Here is a 12,197-nt window from a genome sequence, read left to right as displayed (position 1 = left end):
TATTAATTTGATTTTAATTTAAGTTCTATCAAACCTCCGTTCACAGCTTTAGTACCTGGCTTTATTGATTGGAGCACTACCCTTCCATATCCTTTAGCATGTACAACAAGCCCTTGCTTTTCTAACAAATACATTGCGTCATTCAGTCCCATTCCACGTACGTCAGGAACTCGGTCTTTATCTAATTTAAAATCAGAAAATGCTATTTTCTTACCGCCAACGCTAGCAGTTTTAACCCAACTTTGGTTTCCGTTAAATTCTTTTTTAACCTCAAATCGGTTTAAAACTGTATTGATATCATATCTACTACCGTTTTGCACCTTAGGAACAGAAACAACTTTATGTTTTTCATTAATCGCTTTGTGATAATTGTAACTCGAGGCATAAACTTTATTGGCTATTGCCGAAAACACTGTTCCTGAGACAGAAGCTCCGTAAATATCATCTGTAGGAGCAGCGATAACGACGATACATGAATAAATCGGGTCATCCGCAGGAAAGTATCCTGCAAAAGAGGCAATGTATTTTTTCTCTCCTTTTGCCCCATAACCTTTATTCCTATTGGCAATTTGAGCTGTTCCGGTTTTCCCAGCAGTTTTAAAGAAAGTAGAACTCAAATTACGCCCCGTTCCATTCACCATCACTCCCTCCAGCGCCTCCTTCATGGCATTGATGGTAGATTTACTAGCAATTTGTTCGTGCTTCACTATGGGTTCAAACTCCTCTATAACTTTTCTATTGTTTATAATTTTAGATACAAATTGGGGTTTCATGTACTTCCCGTCGTTTGCAACAGCATTGTAGAAAGACAATAATTCTAAGGGCGTCAATTGAAATTCGTAACCAATAGACATCCAAGCCAAAGAACCTCCCCACCACTGAGAGCTACCGGGTTTTGAAAGGATAGGATCAACTTCTCCTAATATGTTTACGCCTGTTTTCTGTGTCAACCCAAATTGATTCATGCGATCAATATACCGAGAAGGCTCATTTCTGTATCCATTAAAAATCACCTTAGAAATCACATTTGAGGAAACCTCAAAAGCCTCTTTGATCGTCACTTTACCATATCCATAAGGTCTAGAATCTTTTAAAACACGGTCGTAAAACTCATACCTCCCAACTGCCTTAACGGTATCTGAAAGTGAAATTTTCCCATCCTCAAGCGCTGCCATTAAAGAAGCAAGTTTCATAGTAGAACCTGGCACTTCTCTAGTACCAATCGCATGGTTGTAAACCTCCCCATAAGTGCCTGCAGATGTCTTTTGAAGATTAACCATCGCTTTTATAAAGCCCGTTTTAACATCCATAACAATTGCGCAACCATAACGCCCACCTTTTGTTTTTAACTGGTTTTCTAATTCAGTATGCGCAACCTCCTGAATATCTTTATCAATTGAAGTAACAACGTCATACCCGTTTATGGCTTCTCGCACGATTGTGCCTGTTGGCTTCCATGAATGCGATATTTTTTGCTCAACAATAACACCATTTTGACCTTTGAGGTATGAATTATACGCCCCTTCTAAACCAACCAAAAGCGTATCGTTAGTAGTTGGCTTAACATATCCTAAAGTTCTAGCCAACAAATCATCATTCGGACGCTTACGAATAATAGTCGCTTTATTATCAATAATCCCTCCTTTAAATCTTCCCTTTCTAAAAATCGGTAATTCGCGAACCTTTTTTCTTACTTCATTGGTCACCTTTTTCTGAATTAAAACATACCTTCTCTTTCGAGCTCGCGCTTCTCTCAAATATTCTTCATATTCACGTGCTGTTTTTTCTGGAAATAATTTCGAGAGACCTAATGACAACTCACCTATTCCTTTTTGCCATAGCTGATCACCTACGGTAACAGGATCCATATAAATATCATAAAATGAAACAGAGGTCACGAGCGGATTAAGATTAACATCTAAGATTTCTCCTCGTCTTGGCTCCACGATTGCTGAACGCTGCTCTAACTTATCTGATGTCGAAGTAAAGATATTGTTTCGCCCATCCATGATGATCGTAAATGTTTTCACAAGTACTGCAACCATAGCCATCACTACAAGAAAGTAGATCAAATATGTTCTTATTATGACTGCTTTAGGCATTTTCATCACTTCTCTTTATCTTTTATACGTATTACTTTTGTAGGATTGATTGTTTCTTTTAAACCTAAAGGTTTAAGCTTTTCAATCATTTCCGTCCTACGTGTCATTTCTTCTAATTCTGCTTTCGACTCAACAAAATCTGCCGTTACATCTCTAACTTTTTTTTCTTCTTCTGAAATATCATTTGCCAACTGATGCACGTAATACCCTTTACTCACCATCAAAATCATAAGTCCTATTACAAAAAAAATGTATGCTAAATTATTCATTACAAACCCCTTGGTTAAAAAATCACCATTCATGATTTGCACAAACGATTGCGATTGTTTTTTCCCAGCTTTAGCGAAGCGACTTTTTTTCTTCGATTTTTTAGCTTTCGTTTGCTTTGCTTTTTCCGATATGTAGTTATTCCCCTTCATTTCGTTCTGCAATTCTTAATTTGGCACTTCTCGCCCTTGAGTTTCGCTCAATTTCTTCTTCACTTGCAACCAACGGTTTTCTAGTGACACCACTTAGAGGCCTCAATACATTTCCAAAAAAATCTTTATTTATTTTACCTTTAAAATTTCCACTTTTTATATAGTTTTTCACTAATCGATCCTCCAAAGAATGATAAGACATGACCACTAATCGTCCTCCAGGGCGCAATACAGACGCTGTCTGTTCTAACATATCTTCCAAAACACCCATTTCATCATTAACCTCAATTCGAATAGCTTGAAAAACTTGTGCGAAAAATCGATTTTCCTTAAACTTGGGAGCCAATTCTGACAATACCGCTACCAACTCCCCAGTAGTTCTAATCGGAGAAGCCTGACGTTTTAAAACAATCTTTTGTGCAATTCTTCGAGGCGACTTAACCTCTCCATACTTTCCTAAGATCGTGGCAAGCTGGTCTTCATCATACGTATTCACAACATCATAAGCCGAATCTCCGCTACGCTGATTCATACGCATATCCAAATATTCATCTGCCCGAATACTGAAACCACGCTCAGGTTCATTAAACTGGTGAGAGGAAACCCCTAAATCGGCGAGAATACCATCAACCGCTTTAATCCCCAACATTCTCAATTGATTCTTTAGAAAAGAGAAATTAGAAGCAACAAAATGAAAATTTGGAGCGTCCCAAGCATTCTTTTTTGCATCCTCGTCCTGATCAAAAACAATGAGTTTACCTTTTACTGAAAGCTGCTCAAAAATTGCTCTTGCATGACCTCCTCCTCCAAAAGTTAAATCCACGTAAACACCATCTGGATTAATATCCAAACCATCAAGACATTCTTGAAGCATTACTGGAACGTGATATTCGTATTGATTTTTATTCTCCGTCATTTCCTATACTACCCATTACTTCATCTGCTAAATCAGCAAAATCTGACATGCTATTTTCGATCATTTCGAAATATTTAGACTTATCCCAAATCTCTATCCGGTCATTGTAAGCAATTAACATCACCTCTTTTTTAAGACCAACGCGCTCCATGTGTGCCGAAGGAATTAGAATTCTCCCTGTTTTGTCAAGCGATACATCTTTTGCACCTTGATGAAACAGTCGATAGAACATTCTATTCTTAGGCTTAAACAAATTGATCTTGCTTAATGAAGCGCTTAACTTTTCCCATTCATTCATGGGGTAGAGCGACAAGCAATCCTCAAAACCTTTGTTTAACATAAAACTTTCTTGGGCAGCAGGAGAAAGTTGCCTCCTCAAATGAGAAGGGAACAAAAAACGCCCTTTAGCGTCCAACTTAACCTCATATTCTCCTACTAATCCTGCCATGTACTTTATAATGTGTAAAAATAGCGGAAATTTTACCACTTTTTACCACTTTTATTCAAGTGTTGATAACTATTTACGCATCAATCTTAAATAAGTTACATAATCAACCGCTTAATCCATTAATATATAACAAATATACGTAATTTATCTATGGTGGTAAAAAGTGGAAGTTTTTGAAGAATGTTAATAATTTATTCAAATTACTTATTTATCTTACACCATCTTTTCACGATAAGGTATGTATGATAAAGAAGTAAAAAAAGTATAGAGACATGTGGTGAGCCTAATGATTTACAGTCATTAAAAATCCAAAAGCCCTCAAAATAATAGTGAAGTATACGTTGCCATTGATTTAGCCCGAATTATTCACCAATCTTAAAGTTTAAGAATATTAACATCTGTAAGTCAGTATTTTAACTGTATTTCCTGTAAAATTTGAGAAACCCATTTTTGGGGATTTGTGTATTTGTAAGATTTTGATCTATTCGTCGTTACAAGCCCTGCGAAATATACATATATTACTTTAGGTCTTGTGCCTAGAATAGATTTAAAATTAAATGCATGAACCGAGCCTGCGAGCTCAACGACTAAAGGAGTTAATAATCCGGGTCAGCATCAATATAGCAGATGCCGTCTAAAGGTGTTCTTATGAGACTAAAAGTTCGTAGAAAATTTAACTAAAGAGAAAAAGTATCCCCACTTACTTTTTGAGCAATATGGATAATTTTAAAAATGGTGGGAAAGGTGTTTTTGAAAAAATTACTGACCTAAAGTTCTTTTGTAATTTATGACTTAATGGATGATAACCTTCTTAATTTGCTTGTAATTTTTGTTTGAATCTGTTAATTCAACAAAATATATCCCAGATTTTGGTCGGCTTAAAGTTATTTCTACAGCTTCATATTGATTTTCACCCTGTAACACCACCCTACCTAGAGCATCTAAAATTCGATAATCAAACGATGTTGATCCATTTTCTTTTCGTATCGTAAAGCTTCCTTTTGTAGGATTTGGATAAATATTAAAGTGAATCAAATCAATGCTTTCTTCACTATTGATTCCTACCCCGGTAGTATCTCCAGGCGTATAATTCCAAACTCCCCCCAATGTAGTACCAACAAATAGATCATATTCGGAAGTGTTTCTTATTTGACTAACAAAAGGAGCTGACATTCCTCTTGTATCAATACCTAAATAAGTGTCGGAAACTAGATTAAAAGAACTTCCAGCATCAATATTTCCATCGATATTATCATACAATGAAATAGTTCCTGTTCTATTTCCAGCAAACAAATAAGTTGAATTATCATGTCTAATAAATCTAGGAACTCCTACAGACTGCACATATTCAGCTGAAGAGAGATCAACATTACCTAGCTCATCATTCACTAGCTCAAATGAAAAATTCGTTGGTGTACCTACATTACGATAATACAACAACGGTCCATTTCCTTGTCCAATGATTAAATCCATTTTACCGTCATTATCTAAATCAAATAATTCCGGTGTAGCATAATTAGAAACAGAAATTGGATCACCATTTACATCCATCATTTGATATTGTGCAATATTAAAATTCATGGGACCACTGCCGCCACTGTTTTCGTAAAAATAAAGTTTACCGTTACTCACCCCAATAACCATATCCAAATCACCATCGCCATCTAAATCCGCAAAGGTAGGGCTAACTCTTGAAGGCAAGCCACTATTGGCGAAATTCTCCCAGTTTTCATTGATTAGTTTGAAGATTGGTTCGGTATTCGTCCCTACATTCATATAGTAGTTAATTCTCGAGGATGGAGACAAAGGACTTTCTCGGTAATAAAAATGATTAGCTACTAGCAGATCTACTTTCCCATCATGATTAACATCAACTAAAATTGGGATAGCGCCTTTCCCGTTTTGTATCATCTCATCTTGTAAGAAATTGGTTTTAACTAGTTCTACATCCAGAGAATCATTTTGTCCTTTATTTTTGTACAACCAAACGCCTTTTGAATTATCGGAAGAGCCTGGAGCGGTTGTTGAAACAATGAGATCTTTGACACCATCCAAGTCATAATCTTCATAATATGCAGTTAAAAAGTTAGATAAATTCACAGGTGTATCATCACTTGGAAAATCAGCATCTGCACTAATCATGTTTGCATTAGCACTTGGACTTGTCCCTCCATTAATCAATAAGGTTAAGTTATTAAATTCAACATCCCCAATAATTAAATCGAGCAAGCCAGACTTATTTACATCAATAGCCAATAAAGACCCACCAGAGTGTCTTTGATTACTTTTTGGTTTAAAAAAGGACATGCCACAAGGTGCGTCTGTACTGTGCAACTCGATACTATTGCCAGAATTATTTTCAATAAAATTCCCCCAACAAGGTTGTTCCAATTTATACAGCAGTGAATCGGCATGACCATATTCTTCCATTGACATGTTTTTGTGCCATTCAACTCTAGATATCACGAAGTTGAAAATAAGAATATCTACATCTCCATCTCCATCAACATCAGCATAAGCAGGTATTTCATTAGAAGGCACATATAAATTGCTGTATGTTGAGTTGGTTAAAGATTGAACGGGATTTATGTATTCTTGCCATGCAATTCCCACATTTGAGTCGCTTATATTTTTCAACACTCTAATTCCTGACAATCCTTGAGTAAAGATATCTTTCTTTCCATCCCCATCAAAATCAACTAATTTGAGTCTATTTTTTAAACTCTTGGGAAACAAAGCGCTTCCATCATGCCAATAACTATATAATAGTTCACCATTTATATTTGTTCTTTTAAAAACGTTTACCAAACTACTTTCAGGTTCAAAAGCAATTAACTCTTCAATTCCATCAAAGTCCAAATCAATGGTGGAAAATTGCGGGTGACTCATCCCCCCTGACCATGCTAAGCTAACTGTATCACTGTTTTTTACAACTTTAATAGCATCGTTATAAACAAAGTTAAACTGTGATGTTGCAAAGTATGGAAATACAAAAAAAACAGAAAAACAAATAACAATATGTAAACGACAGCCTGACATGATACCAATTCTCTATTAATCCATTTTATATTTTAAAATCCAAACATCTTTTTGGGTTTCATTCCGATATTTAAGTAATGCTTTATAGGCTTTTTGTTTGCTAAGCGTATATTTTATAACAACATAATCATAAGTGTTTTTTTGATTCTTAACGTAATAAGCGCCTGGAAACAACCCTTTTAATCTTCTAATGTTTTTATTAACATTCCCATCATCAGAAAACACACCAATCACAACATAGTAACCAGCTGGAGAATCGGAACCATCCGCTTCAACAAAATGATAATTGCTCCCATCTCTAAAATCTAAGTTTTCTTCGAACGCTTCATTAGGTATAACAAACTCTTCATCTTCCACCTGCTCTTCCTCAACAACTTTCTTTGGTTCTTCCACTTCTTCTGTTTCCTCAGGCCTAGGAGATTCATCTTGATTTTGTGTTTCCTCTAACTCTTTCAATCTTTTTCTTAATTCCTCTTCCTTTTCTTTTAGTTTCCTTTTCAGTTCTTCGTTTTCCTTTCTAAGTTTTGGATCTTCAACAGGTACCTCTACTTCAATACGTCGCACAACTTTTCTAGACTTACCTGATTTAAAAGTATACCCAAGTAAAAACTCATGATTAACACCTGAGTAGTTGTTTTTAAATGAACCTGTTATATATTCATAACTATATCCAACATGCAAATCTTTTAAGATATGAAATCCTAAATTAACTTGAATGGCATAATCAGACTTATAAGTTAAAGAGAACCACCCGATATCTTCATAATCCGCATGCGCAGTTAAATCATACTGTACTGGTGCACCTACCACAAAACGAACTAATCCTTGAGGAGCAATTGTTAACTTCGGTAAAGAAGCAAATTTTAACTCATAGGAAGCAGATCCCATAAAGTGTCTAGCCAATGAATAATATCCCCGTGTATTTTCTTTTGCAAACTTAACTTTATTACCTATGAGCTGTGGAACTGACAACCCCACACTTAATTTATCCCAACGATATTTAACACCAAGATTAAAATCATAAGTAGGACGATAACTCTTCATTCCCATCAAATAAGGATCTGATTGATGCAATACATTTATTTCTTCTAAGCGAAATCTGTTGTCTATATACCCTGCACTTAAACCAAAGCTTAAATCATTTAGTTTGTTAAACTTTACATGATAGGCATAACTTAGTTGTGCACTCAATTGATCATGCAAGCCTATAGATTGTTGAGAGACTAATATGCCAAATCCAGAATTTGGAATTGCAAATTTACCTTCCATCGACAGCGTGTTGTTAATAGCTCCCGACTCAAAGCCCATATACCTCTGACCCCTTGTCAAATATGCATTTAGGTCTCCAGAAGCACCTGCCGTTGCAGGGTTTATAACAACAGGATTTATAACGTAATGATTATAAAAAGGTATTTGCTGTGTTCTTGCAATAAAAACAGACATAATCCCTACCAATAATATGAAAAGCTTTATTTTATTCATCCCCTAAAATCATTAAAGTTCCTTTTATGGCATTTTCATATCCATCTGGAGTCACAACGTAAAGATAGCTTCCATTAGGAAGAGCTTTACCTTCAAACTTTCCATCCCATTCATTCTGATAGTCTAAACTTTGGTAAACCATTCGTCCGTAAATGTTGTATATCTCAACTTGAGTTGATGAAAATGCAGCTAAACCTTCAATAATCCATGTGTCATTATATCCATCACCGTTCGGTGTTAAAACATTCTTTACATCTAGATCAGGTATAGCTGTACCAACTGTAATTGTAACATTATCTGTATCCGTGCATCCAAAAGAATTCATTACTGTTAGGTAATAAGTTGTCGTTTCCGTTGGGAAAGCTAAAGGATCATAAATTAATGAATCTGATAAAGATTCACCGTTTGTCCATCCTCCTATTTGACCTCCACTACCGTTTAACATTATCGTATCACCTTCCAAAATATCAATATCTAAACCTGCATTTGCGGTTGGATCTGGATTTAAGTCAACAAAAATGATATTCGTTGTATCTTCAGCACAAACTCCACTTTTTACAATTACCCTGTAATAAGTTGGTGTAAGAATAGAATCGACCATATATGAATCTGAAGTATTCACCAACGATGTCCAATTACTCCCATCAGTTGATGACTCCCAATCAATGATGCTACCAATATTACTATTTAAATTTAAGGTAAGACTATCCCCTTCACAAATCAAAGTATCTTGTTCTAATACGCCAGCATCCGTTATTGGAGAAACATTGATTAAAGCTGTGTCGGAATATTGGTCTGGACAAACACCACCATCAATTAAAACACGATACCATGTCGTTTGATTCAAGTTTGTATAATTTTCTGTGGTCGTTGTGTTAGCTATTGTAGCCCAAGTCATACCACTATCAGTTGAAGATTCCCATTCTATAATTGTAGATGAATTACCTGAAAGTGTTAAAACACCAGATGCACTTGTAGCACAAACAGAGGCTCCTCCACTTATACTTCCTGTTGAAATATTTGGCTGAACTTCTATGTAAACTTGATTGGAATTTTCAATTGGACATATACCATTTTTCACAAGTACACGATAATAGGTTGAAGATGACAATGCACCCGTATTATATGTTGTCCCTGTTATAGAGAGCGGCGACCATGTAGTTCCATCTGATGAAGATTCCCAATCTTGAACAGACCCTACCGAACTTCCAAGTGAAAGAGTAAGACTCTCATCTTCGCAAATTAAAGTATCTGTTTCAAGCAATCCAGGAGCTGAAGCCTCAACAATACTTAATTCTAATGTATCTGAATATACATTCGCACACGCACCTCCATCAACTAAAGCACGAAACAGTGTATTTTGAGTAAGCCCTGAAAAACTCTCTGTAGTTGTTGTGTTTCCCGAATTAACCCATGTAACACCATTATCAGTACTCAATTCCCAATCCACAACATTACCTGAATTTCCATTTAAATTTACAACTCCATTAGCTGAAACGTCACACAATTCGGTTGGCCCTGACAATGTACCAGCAGTTGGTAATGCTTGAATGGTTATCGAAGCAGGTGAAGATACATCATTTGGACAATAACCTCCATCAATCTCTACAGCGAATTGTGTGTCATCGGTTAAATTACTAAATGTGTAACTTGTGGAGGTATTAGGAATGTTTGTCCAAGTAGCTCCTCCGTCTTCTGAATACACCCAATTTGTTATTGTTCCATTTGATTGACCAACTAGGTTTAAAGTGTTTCCATTATTCCCGATGCACACCAGTTCATCACTTTCAACTTGACCTGGTATGATGGTACAGTCGTTTCTAACAGACCATCTGATAGTATCATTAGCTTGATTAACATCTCCAGGAAACTCTAACCAAACTAAAACATCAAAATCGGTATCACAAGCAGATAAATCCGCTTTTTGGGCAAATGTAAAATTATAAACTGCACCTGTTGCTGCAGGATTTCCAGGACCTAAAGTTTGAGAAACTGTAGCTCCACCGTTGATTGTATAGTTCATAACAACATTATTGTCGATAAGCAAAGGACCATCATTTCTTACTGCCACACCTATATCTTCTGCATTAGATAGATCACAGCCATTCCCTACATTTAAAATACCTGTAATAGCGGCATCTTGAGCATAAGCATAATTTAAACCTGCTATTAATAAAACAATATATAAAAGTATTTTTTTATGCATATCTGATTCTGTTAATCAATCTGAAATCTATAATACTATAATTTACAATGAAAACCATCATATTTTTCTTCTAATTTCTAATTACAACATTTTTATAAGTTACATTTTCGTATTCATCTGTAAGTCGTATAAGATACATGCCTGTTTCAATTGAGCTTCCTAGATTGATTGTATTCACGCCTTGCGAGAAAACATCCTGGTACACAAGTTGACCTAATGAATTAACTACTTCAACTTTTAAGCTTGTATAGGTCTCAAGTTTAAACACACCCTTATTAGGGTTCGGATATACTTTTATTAAACTCTCATTAAGTTCAGATGCTAAGTCTGCAAAATAAACTACTAAACAGGTCGAGGTGGAGACGCAGAACCCATCATTAATCTCCACTTTATATGAACCTGTTTGCCCCACATTAAAAGATCGACTCACTTCACCTGGAACATCGAAACCAGTTTCACAATCAATCCATTGATAATCTAAATTTGTTCCGACAGCATCCGCTGTTAAAACAGTATCAGAACTACTCACCGTATTTAGTGGCGACGTTCTGATTATTAAGGTATCAGAAGAGGTATTTGAACATCCATTGCTACCCGTAATTGAGTAGGTAATAACATTTACACCAAGATCTGCAATAGATGGATAGAATTTATTTGATGAAAGACCTGAAGTAGCTGTAAAAACACCTCCAGGATTTACCGGTGTCAAATCAACAGGGTCATGACTTTCACAATAGTAATCGTCTAGGTTATTGAATGACGCATTTGGTGAAAGTAAAACCTCAACTACTTGACTCAACGAACTTGTACATCCATTTTGAGTGATCTCGTAAGTAATTATATTTGCTCCTAAATCTGCGTTTTCAACCTCCCACTGGTTACCTGAAACTCCAGGACCACTGAAAGTACCACCGCCAACATTGGGAACTAGTGTTACAACATCATTGCCTGCAGAACAAAAAGTAACAGAAGTATTCAATCCAGAGAATGAAGCATCAGGAGTTGGATTAACATTTACTGTTTTTGAATTAGTAGATGTACATCCATTTACTGTTATCGTATAGGTAATTGTATGGGAACCGACACCAGCATTACCTGGAACAAAATTATTTCCAGAAATACCTGCACCAGAAAATGTCCCTCCAGCAATAGTAGGTGTAATCGTTACACCACTTGCATCTACACAAAAGGCACTAGGCAACCCGTTAAAGGAAGCATCCGGTAATGCATTAACAGTTACAGGTTTTGTTTCTGTTGCCGAACATCCGTTTCCGTCAGTAATGGTATAAGTAATGGTATGTGTTCCAACTCCTGCTGCGTTGGGATCAAAATCATTTCCTGTTATGCCAGGACCTGAGAACGTTCCACCTGATTGTGCTGGGTTTAACGTTACTGATCCAGCATCAACACAGTAATCAGCTGACAAACCTGAAAAAGTTGCATCTGGAACGGAGCTAACAATCACTGTTTCTGAAGTTGTTGCGGAACATCCATTTCCATCAGTAATGGTATAAGTAATGGTATGTGTTCCAACCCCTGCTGTACTTGGATCAAAATCATTTCCTGTGATTCCAGGACCTGAGAA

8 protein-coding genes are annotated in these 12,197 nt (G+C 36.1%); all 8 read right to left on the bottom strand.

Going from position 1 to position 12,197, the window contains the following annotated elements; translation table 11 throughout:
- Nucleotides 1–2 precede the first annotated feature (2 nt).
- Entirely contained in the window at nucleotides 3–2,108 is a 2,106-nt protein-coding gene (locus CW751_RS12820; protein WP_101335430.1) for a penicillin-binding protein, read from the bottom strand.
- Complete coding sequence (locus tag CW751_RS12815; protein ID WP_101335429.1) at nucleotides 2,108–2,521, bottom strand: FtsL-like putative cell division protein; 414 nt, start codon at nucleotides 2,519–2,521, stop codon at nucleotides 2,108–2,110. Before CW751_RS12815 ends, CW751_RS12820 begins: the two co-directional genes overlap by 1 nt.
- On the bottom strand, nucleotides 2,508–3,437 hold the full coding sequence (gene rsmH, locus CW751_RS12810) for a 16S rRNA (cytosine(1402)-N(4))-methyltransferase RsmH (protein WP_101335428.1): 930 nt from the start codon (nucleotides 3,435–3,437) through the stop codon (nucleotides 2,508–2,510). Before rsmH ends, CW751_RS12815 begins: the two co-directional genes overlap by 14 nt.
- Nucleotides 3,424–3,885, bottom strand: coding sequence for a division/cell wall cluster transcriptional repressor MraZ (mraZ, locus tag CW751_RS12805; RefSeq protein ID WP_101335427.1), 462 nt, complete (start codon nucleotides 3,883–3,885; stop codon nucleotides 3,424–3,426). The genes rsmH and mraZ overlap by 14 nt, the downstream gene beginning before the upstream one ends.
- 792 nt (nucleotides 3,886–4,677) lie before the next feature.
- A complete protein-coding gene (locus tag CW751_RS12800; RefSeq protein WP_101335426.1) occupies nucleotides 4,678–6,924 on the bottom strand; it encodes a T9SS type A sorting domain-containing protein in 2,247 nt (748 codons plus the stop codon).
- 15 nt (nucleotides 6,925–6,939) lie between these two features.
- Nucleotides 6,940–8,406, bottom strand: a complete 1,467-nt coding sequence (locus CW751_RS12795; RefSeq protein WP_101335425.1) for a PorP/SprF family type IX secretion system membrane protein — start codon at nucleotides 8,404–8,406, stop codon at nucleotides 6,940–6,942.
- Nucleotides 8,399–10,612, bottom strand: a complete 2,214-nt coding sequence (locus CW751_RS12790; RefSeq protein ID WP_101335424.1) for a gliding motility-associated C-terminal domain-containing protein — start codon at nucleotides 10,610–10,612, stop codon at nucleotides 8,399–8,401. Before CW751_RS12790 ends, CW751_RS12795 begins: the two co-directional genes overlap by 8 nt.
- 70 nt (nucleotides 10,613–10,682) lie before the next feature.
- A partial coding sequence (locus CW751_RS12785) for a T9SS type A sorting domain-containing protein (RefSeq protein WP_119782967.1) occupies nucleotides 10,683–12,197 on the bottom strand: 1,515 nt, incomplete at its 5' end.

Source organism: Brumimicrobium salinarum, from assembly GCF_002844555.1.
GTDB classification, from domain to species: domain Bacteria; phylum Bacteroidota; class Bacteroidia; order Flavobacteriales_D; family Crocinitomicaceae; genus Brumimicrobium; species Brumimicrobium salinarum.
Note: the sequence above shows the minus strand (reverse complement) of the source record. Positions and strands in the feature narration are given on the sequence as shown.

What these genes read in the sequence shown, in the direction of transcription:
- CW751_RS12815 (WP_101335429.1), bottom strand. Translation starts at nt 2,521, where the DNA reads ATGAAGGGGAATAACTACATATCGGAAAAAGCAAAGCAAACGAAAGCT.
- rsmH (WP_101335428.1), bottom strand. Translation starts at nt 3,437, where the DNA reads ATGACGGAGAATAAAAATCAATACGAATATCACGTTCCAGTAATGCTT.
- CW751_RS12820 (WP_101335430.1), bottom strand. Translation starts at nt 2,108, where the DNA reads ATGAAAATGCCTAAAGCAGTCATAATAAGAACATATTTGATCTACTTT.
- CW751_RS12800 (WP_101335426.1), bottom strand. Translation starts at nt 6,924, where the DNA reads ATGTCAGGCTGTCGTTTACATATTGTTATTTGTTTTTCTGTTTTTTTT.
- CW751_RS12790 (WP_101335424.1), bottom strand. Translation starts at nt 10,612, where the DNA reads ATGCATAAAAAAATACTTTTATATATTGTTTTATTAATAGCAGGTTTA.
- CW751_RS12795 (WP_101335425.1), bottom strand. Translation starts at nt 8,406, where the DNA reads ATGAATAAAATAAAGCTTTTCATATTATTGGTAGGGATTATGTCTGTT.
- mraZ (WP_101335427.1), bottom strand. Translation starts at nt 3,885, where the DNA reads ATGGCAGGATTAGTAGGAGAATATGAGGTTAAGTTGGACGCTAAAGGG.